The 21246-nt window shown below is 73.9% G+C and carries 17 protein-coding genes; 11 read left to right on the top strand and 6 right to left on the bottom strand.

The genetic code is table 11. The features are described 5' to 3' along the window. Positions 1–56 precede the first annotated feature (56 nt). The 4 genes from ACFQ80_RS17060 (at position 57) to ACFQ80_RS17075 (ending at position 5359) form a co-directional block, all read left to right on the top strand. Positions 57–527, top strand: a complete 471-nt coding sequence (locus tag ACFQ80_RS17060; RefSeq protein WP_430564475.1) for a hypothetical protein — start codon at positions 57–59, stop codon at positions 525–527. A 141-nt stretch (positions 528–668) separates the two neighbouring features. Next, positions 669–2696, top strand: coding sequence for an ABC1 kinase family protein (locus ACFQ80_RS17065; protein WP_430564476.1), 2028 nt, complete (start codon positions 669–671; stop codon positions 2694–2696). Positions 2697–2724: 28 nt separating this feature from the next. Next, a complete protein-coding gene (locus ACFQ80_RS17070; RefSeq protein ID WP_430552546.1) occupies positions 2725–4128 on the top strand; it encodes a cystathionine beta-synthase in 1404 nt (467 codons plus the stop codon). A 25-nt stretch (positions 4129–4153) separates the two neighbouring features. Then, positions 4154–5359 (top strand): cystathionine gamma-synthase, encoded by a 1206-nt coding sequence (locus tag ACFQ80_RS17075; RefSeq protein WP_430564477.1) that lies wholly within the window; start codon positions 4154–4156, stop codon positions 5357–5359. Positions 5360–5375: 16 nt separating this feature from the next. On the opposite strand, the gene ACFQ80_RS17080 is transcribed toward ACFQ80_RS17075, so the two are convergent. Beyond that, positions 5376–6254 (bottom strand): universal stress protein, encoded by an 879-nt coding sequence (locus tag ACFQ80_RS17080; RefSeq protein ID WP_430552548.1) that lies wholly within the window; start codon positions 6252–6254, stop codon positions 5376–5378. 118 nt (positions 6255–6372) lie between these two features. Beyond that, entirely contained in the window at positions 6373–7074 is a 702-nt protein-coding gene (locus tag ACFQ80_RS17085) for a hypothetical protein (RefSeq protein ID WP_430564478.1), read from the bottom strand. Positions 7075–7303: 229 nt separating this feature from the next. On the opposite strand from ACFQ80_RS17085, the gene ACFQ80_RS17090 reads away from it, so the two are divergent. The 6 genes from ACFQ80_RS17090 (at position 7304) to ACFQ80_RS17115 (ending at position 15545) form a co-directional block, all read left to right on the top strand. After that, a complete protein-coding gene (locus tag ACFQ80_RS17090) occupies positions 7304–9871 on the top strand; it encodes an ATP-dependent Clp protease ATP-binding subunit (protein ID WP_430552550.1) in 2568 nt (855 codons plus the stop codon). Between the two features lie 407 nt (positions 9872–10278). Next, entirely contained in the window at positions 10279–11385 is a 1107-nt protein-coding gene (locus tag ACFQ80_RS17095) for an ABC transporter substrate-binding protein (RefSeq protein ID WP_430564479.1), read from the top strand. After that, entirely contained in the window at positions 11382–12275 is an 894-nt protein-coding gene (locus tag ACFQ80_RS17100; protein WP_430564480.1) for an ABC transporter permease, read from the top strand. The genes ACFQ80_RS17095 and ACFQ80_RS17100 overlap by 4 nt, the downstream gene beginning before the upstream one ends. Beyond that, the gene (locus ACFQ80_RS17105; RefSeq protein ID WP_430564481.1) at positions 12251–13039 is read left to right on the top strand and encodes an ABC transporter ATP-binding protein; all 789 of its coding nucleotides are present in this window, start codon (positions 12251–12253) and stop codon (positions 13037–13039) included. The genes ACFQ80_RS17100 and ACFQ80_RS17105 overlap by 25 nt, the downstream gene beginning before the upstream one ends. Beyond that, positions 13036–14448, top strand: a complete 1413-nt coding sequence (locus ACFQ80_RS17110) for an LLM class flavin-dependent oxidoreductase (protein WP_430564482.1) — start codon at positions 13036–13038, stop codon at positions 14446–14448. Before ACFQ80_RS17105 ends, ACFQ80_RS17110 begins: the two co-directional genes overlap by 4 nt. After that, a complete protein-coding gene (locus ACFQ80_RS17115) occupies positions 14445–15545 on the top strand; it encodes an LLM class flavin-dependent oxidoreductase (RefSeq protein ID WP_430564483.1) in 1101 nt (366 codons plus the stop codon). The genes ACFQ80_RS17110 and ACFQ80_RS17115 overlap by 4 nt, the downstream gene beginning before the upstream one ends. A gap of 63 nt (positions 15546–15608) precedes the next feature. Here the strand turns inward: ACFQ80_RS17115 and ACFQ80_RS17120 are convergent, their stop codons facing one another. The 4 genes from ACFQ80_RS17120 to ACFQ80_RS17135 all read right to left on the bottom strand — a co-directional run bounded on the left by ACFQ80_RS17120 (position 15609) and on the right by ACFQ80_RS17135 (position 19444). Further along, a complete protein-coding gene (locus tag ACFQ80_RS17120; RefSeq protein ID WP_430564484.1) occupies positions 15609–17477 on the bottom strand; it encodes an exo-alpha-sialidase in 1869 nt (622 codons plus the stop codon). A gap of 160 nt (positions 17478–17637) precedes the next feature. Continuing rightward, positions 17638–18420 (bottom strand): glucosamine-6-phosphate deaminase, encoded by a 783-nt coding sequence (gene nagB / locus ACFQ80_RS17125; RefSeq protein WP_430564485.1) that lies wholly within the window; start codon positions 18418–18420, stop codon positions 17638–17640. Further along, positions 18420–18704, bottom strand: coding sequence for a hypothetical protein (locus tag ACFQ80_RS17130; protein WP_430564486.1), 285 nt, complete (start codon positions 18702–18704; stop codon positions 18420–18422). Before ACFQ80_RS17130 ends, nagB begins: the two co-directional genes overlap by 1 nt. Then, entirely contained in the window at positions 18701–19444 is a 744-nt protein-coding gene (locus tag ACFQ80_RS17135) for a FadR/GntR family transcriptional regulator (protein WP_430552558.1), read from the bottom strand. Before ACFQ80_RS17135 ends, ACFQ80_RS17130 begins: the two co-directional genes overlap by 4 nt. Before the next feature lie 103 nt (positions 19445–19547). On the opposite strand from ACFQ80_RS17135, the gene ACFQ80_RS17140 reads away from it, so the two are divergent. After that, complete coding sequence (locus ACFQ80_RS17140) at positions 19548–21158, top strand: ABC transporter substrate-binding protein (RefSeq protein ID WP_430564487.1); 1611 nt, start codon at positions 19548–19550, stop codon at positions 21156–21158. Positions 21159–21246 lie beyond the last annotated feature (88 nt).

Raw genomic sequence — 21246 nt, forward strand, 5'->3', positions numbered from 1 at the left:
GAACGTGCGCAACCGCATGTTCGGCGGGTTTCGCGGGGCGGTGCCAGGGTGGGCGCATGACCGCACCGCTCGCCGTCCGCTCGCTGGCGCTGGGACTCGCGGCGGGCTCGCGCGCGACGCTCGGCGTCGCCGGCCCGCTGCTCGGCCCGGTGCCGGGGCACCGGCTGCCCACCCACCGGCTCCGCCGCCCGGCCACGCTGCCGCGCGTGCTCGCGGGCCTCGCCGTCGCCGGGGAGCTGGTGGGCGACAAGCTGCCCACCACCCCCAGCCGCCTCGACCCGCCGGGTCCGGACGTCCGGGCGGGGAGCGGCGCCGTCGGCGGCCTGCTCCTCGCGCTGCGGCACCACGCGCCGGCGCCGTCGGTCGTGGCGGCGATGGTCGCCGGGGCCGTGGGCGGCGCCGTCGGCACGGGTGTCGGGGCGGCGTGGCGCGCCGCCGTCGCGCACCGCGGCTGGCCGGACCTGCCCGCCGCGCTCGCCGAGGACGCCGTCGCCCTCACCCTCGCCACCTGGGCCACGCGCGCCTGACCCGCGCCCGCCCCGGCCCGTAGGCACCCCTGGTCGTGCGCCTCAGGGACGGTTCAGGGACGGTTCAGGGGCGGCTCGTGGTGACGGGCCGCGGGGCGTCCGGAAGAGTGGCGTCATGGTGCGGGCGACGACGGGGCAGGCATGGACGCGGTAGGCGGCGTGGTCGGCGCGATCTTCGCGTTCGTCTCGACGGTGGCGATGCTGGCGCTGCTCGCCTGGACGGCGCGGCGGGTGATGGGCGCGCCGGTCGGCTGGATCCGGGCCGCGCTGGTCTCCCTGGCGGCGATCACGGGCGCCTCGGCGGCGCTCACCAGCGGGCTGCGCGCGGCGGGCTGGTGGAGCGGCGAGGGCACCCTCGAGGTCGACCCGTGGGTCGCGCTGGCGGGGATCGTCCTCGTCTTCTGCTGGGCGTTCGTGCTGGGGCTGTGCGTCCTGCTCGTGCTGGAGCTGCTGGTGCCCACGGGCACGCTGCCCACCCCGTGGCGCGCCGTCCGGCGGCTGCGGCAGGGACGCCGTGAGACGCGCCGGTACGCGCAGGTCGTCGCGATCGGCGTCCGGCACGGCCTGGGCGGGGCGTTCGGGCGCCACCGCCGCGACGGCGGCACGACGTCGCGCTCCGACGTCCGCCGCCTCGCGGTCGGCCTGCGCGACACGCTGTCCGACGCGGGCGTCACGTTCGTGAAGTTCGGCCAGACGCTCTCCACCCGGCGCGACCTGCTGCCCGACGCCGTCACCGAGACCCTCGCGACCCTGCAGAGCGACGTGCCCCCGGCGCCGTGGGACCAGGTGGAGGCGGTCGTCGAGAGCTCGCTCGGTCGCCCCGTGGGAGAGGTCTTCGCCGCGTTCGACACGGAGCCGCTCGCCTCGGCGTCGGTCGGACAGGTGCACGCCGCCCGGCTGCTCGACGGCCGCGACGTGGTGGTGAAGGTGCAGCGCCCGGGCGCGCGCGAGCAGGTCGCCGTGGACCTCGCGATCCTCGGCCGGCTCGCCCGCAGGCTGGAGCGCGACACGGCGTGGGGCCGCGGCCTCGGCGTGGTCGCGCTCGCCGACGGCTTCGCGGCGTCCCTGCGCGAGGAGCTCGACTACACCGTCGAGGCGGAGAACACGCGGGCCCTGCGCACGGCGCTGGACGTCGTGACGCACGACGGCGCGTCGTCGGGCCCGCTCGTCGTGGTGCCGCAGGTGGTCGACGGGCCGTCGAGCGGCACGCTGCTGGTGCTGGAGCGGCTCGACGGCACGCCGGTCGGGCAGGCGCAGGGCGCGCTGGGCCGGCTGGACGACGCGACCCGCGCGGCGCTCGCGGACCGGCTGCTGCGCGCCGCGCTCGACCAGCTGCTCGTCGCCGGCACGTTCCACGCCGACCTGCACCCGGGCAACGTGCTCGTGCTGGCCGACGGCGGGCTCGGGCTGCTCGACATGGGCTCGGTCGGCAGGCTCGGCGAGCCCGAGCGGATCGCTCTCGGCGCCCTGCTGCTCGCGATCGACGGCGACGACGCGATCGCCGCCACCGACGCCCTGCTGGAGCTGCTCGACGCGCCGCCCGGCCTGGACGTCCGCCGCCTCGAGCGCGAGGTGGGGCAGCTCGTGCTGCGGTTCCGCGCGGGCGCGGGCGCGGCGTTCGCCGGGCTCGTGCGGCTGGTCACGGCGGCGGGCATGGGCGTGCCGCCGCAGGTCGCCGCCGCGTTCCGCACGTTCGCGTCGCTGGAGGGCACGCTCGACCTGCTCAGCCCCGGCTACGACCTGGTGGCCGGCGCCCGCACCCACGGCCGGCCGCTGCTGCACCGCCTCGTCACCCCGGAGGCGGTGCGCCGCAAGGCCACGCAGCAGCTCCTCGGCTTCGCGCCCGAGCTGGAGCGGCTGCCCCGCCGGGTGACCCGCATCGTCCGGGACCTGGAGGAGGGGCGCTTCACCGTCACCGTGCGCGCGTTCTCCGACCCCGCCGACCGGGCCTTCCTGACCGGCCTGGTGCAGCAGCTCATCATGACGCTCGTGGCGGTGGGGGCCGTCGTCGGCGCGGTGGTGCTGTTCGTCGCCGACGGCGGGCCGATGCTCGCGCCGCAGCTGCCGTGGTTCACGGTGCTCGGCGCCGCGCTGGGCTTCGTCGGCACGGTGCTCGCGGTGCGGGTGCTCGTGGTCGCGTTCCGCGGCACGGCGCGAGACCGGTGGTGAAAGCCCCGCGGAGGGGCATGATCGGCACATGAGATACGCGGAGCACATCTCGGAGCTCGTCGGGCACACCCCGCTCGTCCGGCTCTCCCGGGTCACCGACGGTCTGAGCGCGACGATCCTCGCCAAGGTCGAGTACGTGAACCCCGGCGGGTCGGTCAAGGACCGCATCGCGCTGAAGATGATCGAGGCGGCGGAGGCGTCCGGAGAGCTGCGGCCCGGCGGCACGATCGTCGAGCCGACGTCGGGCAACACCGGCGTGGGCCTCGCGCTCGTCGCGCAGCGCAAGGGCTACGACTGCGTCTTCGTCTGCCCCGACAAGGTGAGCGAGGACAAGCGCGACGTGCTGCGGGCGTACGGGGCGCGCGTCGTCGTGACGCCCACCGCCGTCCCGCCCGACCACCCGGACTCCTACTACTCGGTCTCCGACCGGCTGGTGCAGGAGATCGACGGGGCCTGGAAGCCGAACCAGTACGCCAACCCGAACGGCCCGCTGTCGCACTACGAGTCCACCGGGCCCGAGGTGTGGGCGGACACCGACGGCCGGGTGACGCACTTCGTCGCGGGCGTCGGGACGGGCGGCACGATCACCGGCACGGGCCGCTACCTCAAGGAGGTGTCGGCGGACCGGGCCGACGGCGGCCCGGTCCGGGTCGTCGGCGCCGACCCGGCGGGCTCGGTCTACTCGGGCGGCGACGGGCGGCCGTACCTGGTGGAGGGCGTCGGCGAGGACTTCTGGCCGGGCGCCTACGACCCGTCCGTCCCCGACGAGGTCATCGCCGTCACCGACGCGGACTCCTTCGCCATGACGCGCCGGCTCGCGCGCGAGGAGGGCCTGCTCGTGGGCGGGTCGTGCGGGATGGCGGTCGAGGCGGCGCTGCGGCTCGCGCGGCGGCTCGAGGAGGAGGACGCGGCGGCCGCGGCGGAGGCCGTGATCGTCGTCCTGCTGCCCGACGGCGGGCGCGGCTACCTGTCGAAGATCTTCTCCGACACGTGGATGCGGTCGTACGGCTTCCTGCCCGACGAGGAGGGCGTCACCGCGGGCGACATCCTGCGCGCGAAGGACGGGCGGCTGCCCGACCTGGTGCACACCCACCCGAGCGAGACGGTGCGCGACGCCATCGAGATCCTGCGCGAGTACGGCGTCTCGCAGATGCCCGTCGTCGGGGCGGAGCCGCCCGTGAAGATCGGCGAGGTCGCGGGCGCCGTGACCGAGCGGGCGCTGCTCGACGCCGTCTTCTCCGGCCGCGCGTCCCTCGCCGACCGCGTCGACGCGCACATGCAGCCCCGGCTGCCGCTCATCGGGGCCGGCGAGGGCGTGGAGGCCGTGCGCGCCGCGCTCACCGACGCCGACGCGCTGCTCGTCGTCGAGGACGGCGACCCCGTCGGCGTCCTCACCCGCCACGACCTCCTGGGGTTCGTCGCGGGCCGGTGACCACGCTCGTGCGTAGGCTGGCCGGGTGAGCACCAGCGACCACCCTGACTGGACGACGTTCGGCTTCTCGACCCGCGCCATCCACGCGGGCCAGGACCCGGACCCGACGACCGGCGCCGTCGTGCCGCCGATCCACCAGGTCTCCACGTACAAGCAGGACGGCGTGGGCGGCCTGCGCGGCGGGTACGAGTACTCCCGCTCCGCCAACCCGACGCGCACCGCGCTGGAGGAGGCGCTCGCCGCGGCGGAGCACGGGGAACGCGGCTTCGCGTTCGCCTCGGGCCTGGCCGCCGAGGACACGCTGCTGCGCGCGGTGCTGCGCCCGGGCGACCACGTGATCGTGCCGGACGACGCGTACGGCGGCACGTACCGGCTCATCGCGCGGGTCTTCGGGCCGTGGGGGATCGCGCACACGCCGGTCGACCTGTCCGATGTCGACGCGGTGCGGGCAGCAGTCCGTCCCGAGACCAAGGTCGTCTGGGTCGAGACACCGACCAACCCGCTGCTGGGGATCAGCGACGTCGCGGCGCTGGCGGGCGTGGCACGCGACGCCGGCGCGCTGCTCGTCGTGGACAACACCTTCGCCACGCCCTACCTGCAGCAGCCCCTGGCGCTCGGCGCGGACGTTGTCGTGCACTCGACGACCAAGTACATCGGCGGGCACAGCGACGTCGTCGGGGGAGCGCTCGTCGTCGCGGCGGGTGCGGTGCTGCCGGGCGGTCTCGAGTCGCCCGCGGGCGGCACGGACGTGGCGGGCGCCGTCGGCTTCCACCAGAACTCGTCGGGCGCCGTCGCCGGCCCGTTCGACGCGTGGCTCACCCTGCGCGGCCTCAAGACGCTCGCCGTCCGCATGGACCGGCACCAGGCGAACGCGGCCGCGGTGGCGGACTTCCTCGCCGGGCACCCCGCCGTGACCGAGGTGCTCTACCCGGGCCTCGCGTCGCACCCGGGCCACGACGTCGCGGCCCGCCAGATGCGCGGGTTCGGCGGCATGGTGTCGTTCCGGGCGGGCAGCGAGGCGAAGGCGCTCGACGTGTGCGCGCGCACGCAGGTGTTCACGCTGGCCGAGTCGCTCGGCGGCGTGGAGTCACTGGTCGAGCACCCCGGCCGGATGACGCACGGCTCGGTCGCGGGCACGTCGCTCGAGGTGCCCGACGACCTCGTGCGCCTGTCCGTCGGGATCGAGGACGTGGACGACCTGGTCGCGGACCTCGAGCAGGCGCTCGCGTAGCGGCGAGGGTCGTCGGTCAGCCGCGGACGACGGTGACGGGGCAGGGCGCGAAGTCGAGCACCTGACGGCTGACCGAGCCCAGCAGCAGCCGGTCGAAGCCGCCGAGGCCGCGCGCCCCGACGACGAGCCGCTCGGCGCCCTGCGCCGCGACCACGAGCTGCTTGGCGGCCTGGCCGTGCACCACCCGGCGGGTGAGCCGCTCGGGCGGCAGCGTCACCCCGGCCGCGCGCACCGCCTCGGCGAGCGAGTCGGCCGCGAACTTCTCGTAGTCGTCGACGGGCGGCGCCCACCCCCACGACCCCGGCAGCGGGGCCAGCGTCGTGATCTGCCACGCGAAGACGGCGTCGATCGACGCCCCGGTCCTGTCCGCGACCTCGCACGCGTGCCGCAGCGCGGCGACGCTCGGGGCCGAGGTGTCGACGCCGACGACGATGCGCGGCGCCGTCTCGGCGGGCACGTCGTCCTCCGGGGCCCCGTCGGGGTTGCCGTGGCGCACCACCGTGACGGGCACGACGGCGTGCTCCACGACCGTCGTCGACACCGAGCCCAGCACGGCCCGGCCGAGGCGTCCCCGCCGGCGCCGGCCGAGCACCAGCATGTCGGCGTCCGCGCCGAGCTCGAGCAGCCGGTCGGCCGCCGGGCCGGGGAGCGCCGCGACCGTGCCGTCGACCTCGACCCCCGTGCGGGCGCGGGCCGCGTCGAGCAGCCCCTGCGCCTCCTCGCGCACCGGGGCCAGCGCGGCCTCGTGCGCGGCGGCGTCGGCGCCCTTGCCGGCGCCCGCGTCGACCATGACCAGCGTGAGCGGCACCGCGGCCGCGGCGGCCTCCCGCAGCGCCCAGTCCAGCGCCTCGTCCGACTCGACCGAACCGTTGACCCCGACCACGATGCCGCGCATCGGCCACCCCGACTCTCCGTCGTGCGTCCGCCGCCCCCGTCACGACCTGCGGGGCGGCCCTGGCTTGCAGCATAGGTCGGGCGCCGTCGCCCGTCAGGGCGAGGTCACGGGACGTCGATCACGCACCGCCGTCAGCACGACGCCGGCCCGACAGGAGTGCGTCGACGGGCCGGGTCACGACCTCCACCCGGTCGACGAGGTCCGCGGGGCCGGTGACGACGAGGGCGCGGTCGGCGGCCGCCACGTACACGGCGGTGGTCTCGCGGGCGGTGACGCGGACACAGTCCGCCTCGTCGCCGTCCACGACGAACGTCCCCGTCGTCAGCGGGGCCTCGTCGACCTCGGCGACCAGGGCGCGCATCGCGCTGCGGTAGTCCTGGAACGAGTCCGCGAAGTCCGACCCGTCGCGCGCTGCGGCACCGTCGGCCGCCGAGCCGCCGGCCTCCTCGGCCGGTGCGGGCTCGACGGGAGCGGCGATGTCGGCGTGCAGCGGCGCGGCGAGCGCGCCGCTGCACGCGGCGCGGACCACGTCCTCGACGTCGTCGTCGGGCACCCGGGTGCGCAGGGTCTCGACCTCCAGCGCCTCCCCGGTGAACGACCGGTAGGCGCGCACGAACCGCTCGCAGGTCGGGTCGTCGGAGTCCACGTGCCCGGTGAGCGACTGGTCCTCCAGGTCGAGGCCCCAGGTCAGCGGGTCGCGCACCTCGCCCAGGACGCCGGAGAACTGCGCCAGCCGCGCGTCGTCCCCGTTCCACGCCCGCCGACCCGCGTCGTGGCCCGCGCCGCCCGTGGCTCCCGGCTGCTGCTCGATCTCGTCCATCGGTACCCCCCGGGTTGACCTCTGCGGCGACCACCGCGGCGGCGACCGCCTTTCCCCGAGCCTGGACCGCCCCGCCCGCGGCTGGCAATCCGGCACGCCGTCACGCCCCTGGCGAACATGGGCTTACGGAGGGGTGTCGGCGAGTTGGGAGCGCATAGAGTCGTAGCGGTCAGGCTGTAGCCGTCAATCCGACGGGGTGCAGGTAACGCCGCTCGTGAGGGAGCAGCACATGTTCGAGAGATTCACCGACCGAGCCCGTCGGGTGGTCGTCCTTGCTCAGGAAGAGGCAAGGATGCTCAACCACAACTACATCGGCACCGAGCACATCCTGCTCGGACTCATCCACGAGGGTGAGGGCGTCGCCGCGAAGGCCCTGGAGTCGCTGGGGATCTCGCTCGACGGCGTCCGCACCCAGGTCACCGAGATCATCGGCGAGGGCCAGCAGGCCCCGAGCGGGCACATCCCGTTCACGCCGCGCGCCAAGAAGGTGCTGGAGCTGTCGCTCCGCGAGGCGCTGCAGCTCGGGCACAACTACATCGGCACCGAGCACATCCTGCTCGGCCTCATCCGCGAGGGCGAGGGCGTCGCCGCCCAGGTGCTCACGAAGATGGGCGCCGACCTGAACAAGGTGCGCCAGCAGGTCATCCAGCTGCTGAGCGGCTACCAGGGCAAGGAGCCCGTGGCCGCCGGTGGCCCGCAGGAGGGGCAGCCGTCCGGCTCCGCCGTCCTCGACCAGTTCGGCCGCAACCTCACCCAGGCCGCGCGCGAGGGCAAGCTCGACCCGGTCATCGGCCGCTCGACGGAGATCGAGCGCGTCATGCAGGTGCTGAGCCGCCGCACCAAGAACAACCCCGTGCTGATCGGCGAGCCGGGCGTCGGCAAGACGGCCGTCGTCGAGGGCCTCGCCCAGGACATCGTGCGCGGCGACGTGCCGGAGACGCTGAAGGACAAGCAGCTCTACACGCTGGACCTCGGCGCCCTGGTCGCCGGTTCCCGCTACCGCGGTGACTTCGAGGAGCGCCTCAAGAAGGTGCTCAAGGAGATCCGCACCCGCGGCGACATCATCCTGTTCATCGACGAGATCCACACCCTCGTCGGGGCGGGTGCCGCCGAGGGCGCGATCGACGCGGCGAGCATCCTCAAGCCGATGCTGGCCCGCGGCGAGCTGCAGACCATCGGCGCGACCACGCTCGACGAGTACCGCAAGTACGTCGAGAAGGACCCGGCCCTGGAGCGCCGCTTCCAGCCGATCCAGGTCAACGAGCCGTCGCTCGAGCACGCCATCGAGATCCTCAAGGGCCTGCGCGACCGCTACGAGGCGCACCACCGCGTGTCCATCACGGACTCCGCGCTGGTCTCCGCCGCCCAGCTCGCCGACCGGTACATCAACGACCGGTACCTGCCGGACAAGGCGATCGACCTGATCGACGAGGCGGGCGCGCGCCTGCGGATCCGCCGCATGACGGCGCCGCCGGAGCTCAAGGCCCTGGACGAGGAGATCGCCGAGGCCCGCCGCGACAAGGAGTCGGCGATCGACGAGCAGGACTTCGAGAAGGCCGCCGGGCTGCGGGACAAGGAGAAGCAGCTCACCGCCCAGCGCGCCGACAAGGAGAAGGCCTGGAAGTCGGGCGACCTCGACTCCGTCGCGGAGGTCGACGACGAGCTGATCGCCGAGGTGCTGGCGATGTCGACCGGCATCCCGGTCGTCAAGCTCACCGAGGAGGAGTCCAGCAAGCTCCTGCACATGGAGGACGAGCTGCACAAGCGCGTCGTCGGGCAGAACACGGCCATCAAGGCGCTGTCCCAGGCGATCCGCCGCACGCGTGCCGGGCTCAAGGACCCGAAGCGCCCCGGTGGCTCGTTCATCTTCGCCGGCCCCACGGGCGTCGGGAAGACGGAGCTGGCCAAGGCGCTCGCCGAGTTCCTCTTCGGGGACGAGGACGCGCTGATCCAGCTCGACATGTCCGAGTTCTCGGAGAAGCACACCGTGTCGCGGCTGTTCGGCTCGCCCCCCGGCTACGTCGGCTACGACGAGGGCGGACAGCTCACGGAGAAGGTGCGGCGCAAGCCGTTCTCGGTGGTCCTGTTCGACGAGGTCGAGAAGGCTCACGCGGACATCTTCAACTCGCTGCTGCAGGTCCTCGAGGACGGTCGCCTGACCGACTCGCAGGGCCGGGTGGTCGACTTCAAGAACACCGTGATCATCATGACCACCAACCTCGGCACGCGGGACATCGCCAAGGGCGTCCAGACCGGCTTCAACGCCGGCGGCGACCTGGTGACCTCCTACGAGCGCATGAAGGCGAAGGTCAACGAGGAGCTCAAGCAGCACTTCCGGCCGGAGTTCCTCAACCGCGTCGACGACGTGGTGGTCTTCCCGCAGCTCTCGCAGGACGAGATCATCGAGATCGTCGACCTGGAGATCGCCAAGCTGGACAAGCGTCTGCGCGACCGGGACATGGCCATCGAGCTCACGCCCGCCGCGAAGAACCTGCTGGCGGAGAAGGGCTACGACCCGGTGCTCGGCGCCCGTCCCCTGAAGCGGGCGATCCAGCGGGAGATCGAGGACACCCTGTCCGAGAAGATCCTGTTCGGCGAGCTCAAGGCCGGCGACCTCGTGCTGGTCGACGGCGAGGGCGAGGGCATCCTCGGGGAGTTCACCTTCCGCGGGGTGGCCAAGAGCGAGCACGAGCGCGGGCCGGTCTCGGTCGGCGCGACGGCGGCGCTCGACGCCCCCACCGGCGTCTCGGTGCACGACCTGCCGCCCACCGGCCAGATGCAGGCCGGCGCGGAGTGACGCGCTGAACCCCACGGCCTGACGGTCGACGACGAAGGCCCCGGACCCCCTCACAGGGTCCGGGGCCTTCGTCGTGCCTGCAGCCGTCCGGGCGTCGTCTCGAATCCTGGTCCCGCATCGTGAGACTTTCCGGAGATCTCTCGCGCTGGGCGTGCGCGGCGCCTACCTTCCCCGCCATGCACGCCGACACGAACGGACTCCGGTCCCCGGGCACCCGCACCGCGGGCGCCGCCGTGCCGTGCGCCCGCCGGGGCTGTCGGCCCTGTCGTCGCTGTCGCCGCTGACCCGACGCACGCCGTCGCCTCCGCCTCCCCGGCAGCAGAACCCGCTCGAGACCACCGCCCCGTCCGCCGTCGCGCGGCCGGGTGACGTGGCGTACCCCCGCACGCCCCCGAGAGGACCCCGTCATGCCCCGAACCATCTCCCTCCGCCGCGCCCGCGGCGCCCGACGGGCGGCCGCCGCCGTCGTCGGCGTCGTCGGGCTGCTGGGCACCGCCGGCTGCGTCGCCGACGCCGCCGCGGACAGCCCGGGCGGCACGCTGGCCGCCTCCGACCCGCTGCCCTCCGCCGTGCCGGACGGTACGACGCTCGTCGTCGGCGACCCCAGCACCGAGGTCGCGCTCGAGCTGGCCGGCGACGAGATCGAGCACGACTTCTCCTTCGACGTCGAGTGGGCCAACCTGTCGGGCGGGCCGCAGACCATCGAGGCGTTCCGGGCGGAGTCCCTCGACGTCGGATCCGTCGCCGAGATCCCGTCCATCCACGCCACCTGGACGGGGGTGCCGGTGAAGAACATCGCCACCAAGTACCGGGAGAACTGGCAGGACGCGCCCGTCTACGAGCTGGCCGGCCGCCCCGGCATCACCCTCGGCTCCCTCGACGACCTCGCCGGCAAGCGCATCGCGTTCAGCCCCGGCCAGGCGCAGGGCGCCCTGGTGCTCAAGGCGCTCGCCGCCGCCGGACTGACCCAGGACGACGTCGAGCTCGTGGAGCTGCCCAGCACCGGCGACGTCTACTCCACCGCGCTGGCCGCCGGGGAGGTCGACGTCGCCCCGCTCGGCGGCACCCAGCTGTTCCGCTACCTCACGAAGTACGAGGCGGACGGCGCCCAGTCGGTCCAGCACGGGCTGCGCGACGACGCGGGTCACCTGTACGCGCCGGTCGCCGTCCTGGAGGACCCGGCCAAGGCGGCGGCCCTGGCCGAGTACGTCGAGGTGTGGGCGCGAGCGCAGGTGTGGATCGCGAACCACCCCGAGGAGTGGAAGCAGGGGTACTACGTGGAGCACGAGGGGCTGACCGACGAGGACGCCCAGTACCTCACCGACCACGCGGCCGTGCCCGACATCCCGGCCGACCTCACCGAGGGCATCGCCCGCACGCAGGAGACGATCGACCTGCTCGCGAAGGAGCTCGACGAGGACCCGCTCGACGCGGCCGACCTCTTCGACCAGCGGTTCGTCGCGGCGCAGACGGCCGGCGTCGAGGCGCAGCAGGCGGCGGAGGACGACCGATGACCGCCCTCGGCACCGTCACCCGGGCGGGCACCGCGCCCCGCGCCCGCACCGCCCCGGGCGCCGTGCAGAGCGGCGAGGGCCGGCCCGCGGGACGGCTCGACGTCCGCCCCGCCGGGCGACGGCTCGGGCTCGGGCGCCCGCTCCCGGTGGCCGGGCTGCTCGGCGTCGTCGTCCTGGTCGGGGTGTGGGTGGCGGGCTCCGCCACGGGGCTCATCGACCAGCGGGTGCTCAGCGCCCCCTGGACGGTGGTCACCACCGCCGGCGACCTGATCGCGAAGGGCGACCTCCAGGAGAACCTGGGCGTCTCGCTGACCCGTGCGGCCCTCGGGCTGGCGTGGGGCGTCGCGGCCGGCGTCGTGCTGGCGCTCGCCTCCGGCCTGAGCCGCGTGGGCGACGCGCTGCTCGACGGCCCGATCCAGGTCAAGCGCGCCATCCCGAACCTCGCGCTGCTGCCGCTGCTCATCCTGTGGTTCGGGATCGGCGAGCCGATGAAGGTCATCACCATCGCGCTCGGCGTGTTCATCCCGATCTACGTGCACACGCACAACGGGCTGCGCTCGATCGACTCCCGGTACGTCGAGCTGGCCGAGACGGTGCGGCTGAGCCGGCCGCAGTTCGTGCGCAGCGTCGTGCTTCCGGGCGCGCTCCCCGGGTTCCTGCTGGGCCTGCGGTTCGCCGTCACCGGGTCGCTGCTGTCGCTGGTCGTCGTCGAGCAGGTCAACGCCACCGCGGGCATCGGCTACATGATGGAGCTCGCCCGCACCTACGGACAGACCGAGGTCATCATCGTCGGCCTCGTCGTCTACGGCGTGCTCGGGTTCAGTGCCGACGCCGCCGTCCGGCTGCTGCAGAGGAGGGCGCTCGCATGGCGACGCACGCTGGAGGACTGACCGCCACGCCGACCGCGACCGGCACGGACGTCGTCGCCGAGGCGCCCGCCGTCACCGTGCGCGGGCTCGTGCGCGCGTACGGCGCGGAGCGGGTGCTCGACGACCTCGACCTGGAGCTCGGCGCGGGGGAGTTCGTCGCGATCCTGGGCCGCAGCGGCTCGGGCAAGTCGACGCTGCTGCGGGCGCTCGCGGGCCTCGACCACGGCGTGGCGGGGTCGGGCGAGGTGCGCGTGCCCGACCAGGTGTCCGTCGTGTTCCAGGACTCCCGGCTGCTGCCGTGGGCGCGGGTGCTCGACAACGTGGTGCTGGGCCTGGACGGCGTCCGCCGTCGGGCCGCCGGCGACGCCGGGCGGGCCGCGCTCGCCGAGGTGGGCCTCGCCGGCCGGGAGCGGGCGTGGCCGAACGAGCTGTCCGGCGGCGAGCAGCAGCGGGTGTCCCTGGCCCGCTCGCTCGTCCGCTCGCCCCAGCTCCTGCTGGCCGACGAGCCGTTCGGTGCTCTCGACGCCCTCACCCGCATCCGTATGCACGAGCTCCTGCGCGATCTGTACGACCGGCACCGGCCCGCGGTGCTGCTCGTGACGCACGACGTCGACGAGGCGATCGTGCTCGCCGACCGCGTCGTCGTCCTCGACCGCGGCCGCATCGCCGTCGAGCGACGCATCGACCTCCAGGAATGGCGCGACGCCGCCGACCCCCGGTTCGCCGCCATCCGCACCGAGCTGCTCGACGCCCTCGGCGTCGAGCGGAAGGACGTGACCGCATGACCCGCACCGCCGGCCGCGACGGCCACCGCCCCGGACCCTTCCACCTCAACGCGTTCCTCATGAGCACCGGCCACCACGAGGCGTCGTGGCGGCTGCCGGAGAGCTCCCCGGACCACACGTCCACGAACATCGCCTACCTGCAGCGGCTGGCCCGCACCGCGGAGGAGGGGCTGCTCGACTCCGTCTTCTTCGCCGACGGCCCCGGCCTGCGGAGCGACGTCGGGCGCCGCCCCGCCGGGTCGCTCGACCCGCTGATCGTGCTCACGGCGCTCGCCGCCGCCACCGAGCGCATCGGCCTCATCGCGACGGCGTCCACCACCTACAACTCGCCGTACAACCTGGCGCGGCGGTTCGCATCGATCGACATCGTGTCGGGCGGCCGCGCCGGGTGGAACGTCGTGACGACGGCCGGCCCGGACATCGCGCGCAACTTCGGCCTCGACGACCAGCCCGCGCACGCCGTGCGCTACGAGCGCGCCGCGGAGTTCCTCGACGTCGCGTACAAGCTCTGGGACTCGTGGGACGACGACGCCGTGCTCGCGGACAAGGAGCGCGGCGTCTGGGCGGACGCGGCGAGGATCCACCCTGCCGGGCACGTCGGGGAGCACTTCTCCGTCGCCGGCGCGCTCACCACGCCGCGCACCCCGCAGGCGCGGCCGCTGATCGTGCAGGCCGGGTCGTCGGAGGACGGCAAGGGGCTCGCGGCGCGGTACGCCGAGGCCGTCTTCACCGCGCACCAGACGCTCGACGACGCACGGGCCTTCTACGCCGACCTCAAGGCCCGGGCCGTCGCGGCGGGTCGCGACGCCGACGGGATCAAGATCCTGCCGGGCATCGTGCCCGTGCTCGGCTCCACCGAGGCGGAGGCCCTGGCCGCCGAGCGCGAGCTCGACGAGCTCATCGTGCCCGAGTACGCGCGTCGCCAGCTCGCCGCGACCCTGCGCGTCGACCCCGAGGACCTGCCGCTGGACCGCCAGCTGCCCGCCGACCTGCCCGACGAGGACGAGATCGAGGGCGCCAAGAGCCGGTACACGCTGATCGTGGAGCTGGCCCGTCGGGAGCGGCTGACGGTGCGCGAGCTCATCGGCCGCCTGGGCGGCGGGCGCGGGCACCGCACCCTGGCGGGCACGCCCGAGCAGGTCGCCGACGCCCTCCAGGAGTGGTACGACGCCGAGGCCGCCGACGGCTTCAACGTCATGCCGGCCGTGCTGCCGCGCGGGCTGGAGGAGTTCACCGCGCACGTCGTGCCGATCCTCCAGGCGCGCGGCCTGTTCCGCACCGCCTACGAGGGCACCACCCTGCGCGAGCACTACGGGCTCGAGCGGCCCGAGAGCCGGTACTCGTCGTCGGTCGCGTCGGCTGCGTCCGTCGAGGCCGCCGAGCTCGCCACCGCGGGGGTGGGGGCATGAGCGCCGACGTCCTCTGGTACATCCCCAACCAGGTGCGCGCCGGCCACCGCGGCGACGTCGTGACGGCGGACCACAACAGCCTCGACACCCTCACGGAGCAGGCCCTCGCGCTGGAGGAGCACGGCTGGGACGGCGCGCTGCTCGGCACCGGGTGGGGCCGGCCGGACACGTTCACCGTGGCGGCGGCGCTCGCCGCCCGCACCTCGACGTTCAACCCGCTGGTCGCGATCCGGCCCGGCTACTGGCAGCCGGCCCACCTCGCCTCGGCGGCGGCGACGCTCGACCACCTCACCGGTGGCCGGGTGCGGATCAACATCGTGTCCGGGCAGGACGGCGTCGCGCAGTACGGCGACACGGTCACCGACCGGGCGGCACGCTACGGGCGCACGCGCGAGTTCCTTCAGTTGGTGCGCCGGCTGTGGACGCAGGACGACGTGACGTTCGACGGCGAGCACTACCGGGCCGACGGCGCCACGCTGCCGCTGCGTCCCGTGGCCCGGGAGGGGCGTGCGCACCCGACGCTGTACTTCGGCGGCGCGTCGCCCGAGGCGGAGGAGGTGGCCGCCGCGGAGGCCGACGTGCAGCTCTTCTGGGGCGAGCCGCTGGACGGCGTGGCCGAGCGGATCGACCGGCTGCGCGCGCTGAGCGAGCAGGTCGGCCGGGAGCACGCGCCGCTGCAGTTCGGGCTGCGCGTCACGACCTTCGTGCGCGACACCACCGACGAGGCATGGCGTGACGCCGAGGCCAAGGTGGAGCACCTCGCCGAGGCGTCGGGACGCACGGGGTGGCGGCGCGACACCGACCACCGTGATGCCGATCATCGAGCGGTGGACCGGCCCGTCGCCGTCGGGCAGCAGCGCCTGCTCGACCTCGCCGCCCGCGGCGACGTGCTCGACGAGAACCTGTACACCGCGCCCGCCCGCGCCGGGGGCGGCGGGGCCGGGACCACGTGGCTGGTGGGCTCGCCGTCCGACGTCGCGAAGTCCCTGCGCCGCTACCAGGACCTCGGCGTCACCCACTTCGTGCTCTCCGACACCCCGTACCTGGACGAGATCCGCCGCCAGGGCGAGCAGCTGCTGCCGCTCCTGCGCGACTGACCGGAGCGTCGCGGCGGCCCCGGACCGTGCTGGTCCGGGGCCGCCGGCGACGTCGTGAGGCGGTCAGCCGGCGGTCTGCCACGGGCCGTGCGCGGAGGTGCCGGGCTCCTGGTTCCGGGTCCACCACCGGGCCGTGTACTCGACGTCGTCGTGCACGACCACGTCGCCGGTGTCGAAGATGCGCGTCGGCGTCCAGACGGCTGACCCCGAGCCGGCGACGACGATCTCCTGCCACGCACCGGTCGCGCTGCGGCCGGGCTGCTCGGCGCGCGTCCACCACGTCGCCCGCCAGGTCGAGCCGTCGAAGCGCACCTCGTCCCCGGCCGCGTAGGCCCGGGCCGCGTCCCAGGCCGCTGCGGGGAACGCGACCCGCGGGCCGTCGAGGTCGACGGTCGTGACGTCCTCGCCGGACGTCGAGGTCCACGTGGTCGTGGGGGTGAACCCGCCCGCCGCGAGGTCGTCGGCGGTGACGACGTGGTGCGCGGAGGTGCAGGTGTACCGGTCGTTCCCCGGCAGGTCCCGCCAGCGGCAGTTCGGCGCGCCGTCGGCGGGGTCGAGGCCGGCGAGGTTGCCGGTCGGCACCACGGTGGTGGCCCGCGACGACAGGTTCTGCACCGTGTAGGTGAACCGGAGGGTGTCGCCGACGGCGTAGTCCTCCTGCGGGTCGGTGAGCGTGCCGCCCGTCACCTGGATGTCGCCGGGCACGACGTGGGGCGCGGCCAGGACCCAGTCGAGATCGAGCTTGGCGAACCGGATCCCGTCCCCGGGCTCGTAGAGCAGGCCGACCGTGCCGTCGGGCAGGGTGGCGAGGGTCGAGTAGGACATGCTGCCCGCCCGGAACGTGCGTGCCTCCGGCCAGGTCTCGCCGTCGTCGTAGCTGATGCGGACGGTGCCGTTCGACCGCGCGCTCTGCGATGCCGCGTTCGAGAACAGCAGCACCTTGGCCTCGTCCGACCCCTGCGGCGCGTTCGGGTAGGCGCGGACGACGGAGGCGTTGTTGGCGGGGTCGGGCAGCTCCCGGTCGATCGTCACGTCGCCGTAGGTGACGCCGCCGTCGGTGGAGAAGGCGACCTTCCTGTAGCCCGAGCGGGCCGAGTCCCGGGAGTTGAGCATCACGCGGCCGTCGGACCGCTCGACCGTCTTGTTCTCGTCCATCCCGGTGCCCACGGGGGACCCGACCTGCCACGTCGCGCCGTGGTCGTCGGAGTAGACCGACACCGCCTGGAACACGCCGTCGGCGTTGATGATCGTGTACTGCTGCAGCAGGCGGCCGGCGTGCTCCCCGTACCTGAGCTGGACGCCCTGGCCGGACGCCGCGAACCGGGAACGCCAGCCGAGGTCTGCGGTGACTTCCGCGGTGATGGTGCGGTGGGTCCAGGTGCGGCCGTCGTCGGAGGACGTCGAGACGTTCGCGTGCAGCACGTTGCGGTCGTCCGGGTCGGTGCCCGGTCGGGAGCCGCCGAAGCCCTGGTCGTACGACTTGACGTGGAAGTTGAAGATGTCGCCGGTCTCGCGGTCGACGACGTAGCTGGGGTCGGAGAACCCCTCGACGGGGGCGGTCGTCCGCCCGGCGGCGACGACCTCCTGCTCATCCCACGTCGCGCCGCCGTCCGTCGAACGACGCTGCAGGACCGAGTTCGGCCCGGGCGCGTCGATCGCGGTCGGCCGGCCGTCGTACGACGCGAGGACGTCGCCCTCGGGGGTGACCGTCAGGGCGGGGATGCGGTAGTTCGGGAAGCCGCCCTCGCCGTTGGTCGCGAGCTGCTGCTCGGTGAACGTGCCGGGCCCGCCGGTCGGGTCGGCGACGTCGAAGTCGGGGGCGGGCACCGCGTGGTGGGCCGCGGCGGTGGTCGCGGGGGCGACGGTGCCCCCGAGGGCGAGGGCGAGCGCGGCGGCCGTGAGGGCGCCGGGTCTGCGGAGGTGTCCGAGCATGCCGTTCCTTCCGGTGGGGGCCCGGTGCGCGGGCCCCGTCCCGGTGCGGGCGGACGGACGGCGGCGCTGCCGGGCCAGAGAGAGGATGTCAGATGTCTGACGTCCCGAACGTAGCCGCAGGCCGGGGTGGGGTCAAGGAGGGCGGGGCGGGCCCGCCCGGTCAGAGTCCCTGCCAGTCGGGCTTGGACGCGAACGTCTGGCGGTAGTAGTCCCCGAGCTGCAGCCGCGAGGCCGCCGCGTCGTCGACCAGCACCGTCGCGTGCGGGTGCAGCTGCATGACGGTGCCCGGCCACATCGCGGAGATCGGACCCTCCACGAGCTGGTGCACCGCCTCCGCCTTCTGCCGGCCCGTGGCCAGCAGCACCAGGTGCCGCGCCTGCATGATCGTGCCCAGCCCCTGGGTGAGGCAGTGGGTGGGCACCTGGTCCACGTCGTCGCCGAAGAACCGCGCGTTGTCCACCCGGGTCTGCGCCGTCAGCGTCTTGATCCGCGTGCGCGACGCGAGCGAGGAGCCCGGCTCGTTGAACGCGATGTGCCCGTCGGTGCCGATCCCCAGGAGCTGCAGGTCCACTCCGTCCGCGTCGGTGATCGCCGCCTCATAGGCCGCGCACGCCGCCGGGATGTCGTCGGCCAGACCGTCGGGCCCGGACACCTGGTCCGCCGGCCACTCGACCCGGGAGGCGATCTCCGTCTCGATCACGTTGCGGTACCGCTGCGGGTGCGCCGCGTCCAGGCCCACGTACTCGTCCAGCATGAAGCCCCGGGCGTCGGCGAACGACAGCCCGTCCTCGCGGTGGCGACGCGCGAGCTCGTCGTACACCTTCAGCGGGCTCGACCCCGTCGCCAGCCCCAGCACGGTGGCCGGGTCGCGCCGCAACAACGCCTCGATCGCGTCGGCCGCCAGCACGGCCAGCTCCTCGGCGGGGGCGATCACGACCTCCATCAGAGGGTCCTCTCGTTCTCTCGGGCTTCCACGGCGACGACGTCCCCCGTCGCGGCGGATCGGTAGGCGGCGTCGATCACGGCCAGGCTCTCGCGCGCCTCGGCGATCCCGTCGTCGGGGCGCTCGCCCGCCAGGACGGCGTCCACGACGTGGCGCAGGGAGGCCGCGGCGGCGACCTGGCCGGCGTCGGGCGCCATCGCGGCGCGACCGTCGGCCCCGATGCCGACCACGGCCACCTCGACCGGGGGAGCGCCGACGGGGGGCGGCGCGAGAGGAAGGGTCACGCCGTGGTCACCTCGAGGGCGCGGTCGATGGGGTCGTAGTGCGAGACGACGGCGGCGCGGAAGCCGTCGACGTCGCCGGCCTCGGCGGCGTCGAGCATGAGCCCGTGGGCCTGGGCGGTCTGCACCAGGTCGGAGGCGACGGAGATCCCGAGCTTCGGCACGACGGCGGTGTGCACGTCCCAGAACGCCGCCACGAGCTGACCCACCAGGGAGTTGTCGAGGCGGGCGAGCAGGCCGGTGTGGAACGCGCGGTCCTGCTTGGGGAACGTGCGGCCGTCGTCGGCGGCGTCGACCATCTCGCCCACCAGAGCGTGCAGGTCGGGGTTGGACGTGCCGGCGAGGCTCGCGACGATGCGCTCGGCCATCGCGAGGTCGAGCGCGCGACGGATCTCGACGACGTCGCGCAGCGCCCTCAGGTCGTCGCCCGGGCTGAGCACCCCGCGGAAGACGAGCGCCTCGACGAGTGCGTCGAGCGACATGTGCCCGACGAAGGTCCCGTGGCCGTGGCGGACCTCGACGATGTCGAGCGTCGCCAGCGTGCGGACCGCCTCGCGGACGCTCGAGCGCGAGACCCCGAGGCGCTCGCACAGCTCGGCCTCGGTGGGCAGCGGGTCCCCGGGCCGGAGCCCCTCGCCGAGGATGAAGTCCTTGATCCGGTCGGCGGTGGTCGTCCGCCGTGGGGGGTTCCCGTGCGCCGTCACCGGGCTGATCGTGCTGAACCACCGGTCCTGCTCCACCATCTTGACCCTTCCTCGTTGCTCGTCCTAGTGTCAGGCTACACAACATCAGACATCTGATGTCGGCTGACACGGTTGTTCGCCGCCCTCACCGTCAGGAGAACCAATGAAGCTTCGCGATAGCTCTTCGTCCGGGCGGCGGCGACTCGCCGCCGTCGCCACGGGCGTCGTCGTCGCCCTCGGCCTCGCCGCCTGTTCCGGCGGTGCGGGCACCGCCGGCACCGCGACCGGACAGGCCGGGGCGTCGCAGACCGACGTCGACGAGAACGCCGTCATCAAGGCGGGCATCTCCTACGACCTCGGGGGCGGCTTCGACCCCATGACGACGACGGGCGCGGTGACCGTCGCGGCCAACTGGCACGTCATGGAGGGTCTCACCGAGATCGATCCGGCCACGCGCGAAGTGTACGCAGCGCTCGGCGCGGAGCTGCCGAAGAAGGTGGACGACACCCACTACGAGGTGAAGCTCCGCGACGGCGCGACGTTCCACAACGGCGACCCGGTGACGACGGACGACGTCGTGTACAGCTTCGAGCGCGTGCTGGACCCGAAGAACGAGTCCCTCTACGCCGACTTCATCGACTTCGTCGACTCGGTGACCGCGGTCGACGACACGACCGTCTCGATCACCACGAAGTACCCGTTCACCCTCGTGGCCGAGCGCCTGGCGACGGTCAAGGTCGTGCCGAAGACGGTCGTCGAGTCGGACTACGACGCCTTCAACGCCCTCCCGGTCGGCACCGGCCCCTACCGGCTCACCGAGGCGACCCCGGGCGACAAGATCACGTTCGAGCGGTTCGACGGCTACACCGGGCCGCGCCCGGCCCAGGCCGCCGGGATGCAGTGGGACCTGCTCTCCGACCCCGCCGCGCGCGTGACCGCGCAGAGCTCCGGCACCGTCCAGGCGATCGAGGACGTGCCGTACATCGACATCCCCACGCTCGAGGGCACCTCTCAGGTCGAGTCGGTGCAGTCCTTCGGCCTGCTGTTCATGATGTTCAACACGGACGAGAAGCCCTTCGACGACCCGCGCGTGCGCCAGGCGTTCTTCTACGCCCTGGACATGGACAAGATCATCGAGACCGGCATGCTCGGCAACGCCGAGGCCGCGACGGGCTTCCTGCCCGAGAACCACCCGAACTACCACGAGGCGTCGACGGTCTACACCTACGACCCCGAGAAGGCGAAGCAGCTGCTCGCGGACGCCGGCGTCGAGAACCTCGCGATCGACCTCACCACCACCGACACCGGCTGGGTGGGCGACGTGGCGCCGCTCATCAAGGAGGACCTCGAGGCGGTCGGCGTGAAGACGACCCTGGACGTCGGGCAGTCCGCCGGGCAGTACGCCAAGGTCGACGACGGCGGCTTCGACGTCATGGTCGCCCCCGGCGACCCGTCGGTCTTCGGCAACGACCCCGACCTGCTGATGCGCTGGTGGTACGGGACCAACGTCTGGTCGCAGTCCCGGTACCGCTGGGACGACGACCCGAAGTTCGCGGAGCTGCAGAAGCTGCTCGACCAGGCCGTGCAGGCCTCCGGCGACGAGCAGCAGGAGCTGTGGAACCAGGCGTTCGACCTGATCTCCGACGAGGTGCCGCTCTACCCGCTGTTCCACCGCAAGCTGCCCACCGCCTGGAACGCGGAGCAGCTCGCCGGCTTCCAGCCGCTGCCCGTGACCGGCCTGTCGTTCCTCGACGTCGGCTCCACCACGAGCTGATCGCGCCGGTCCAGCCGGGTCCCGAGGGGGACCCGGCAGGACCGCCGGCGAGCACTGCGACCCGACCCACGTGAACGGAACGGAACTG

Origin of the sequence: Isoptericola sp. NPDC056578 (assembly GCF_042793275.1) — a bacterium.
Classification (GTDB): Bacteria; Actinomycetota; Actinomycetes; order Actinomycetales; family Cellulomonadaceae; genus Isoptericola.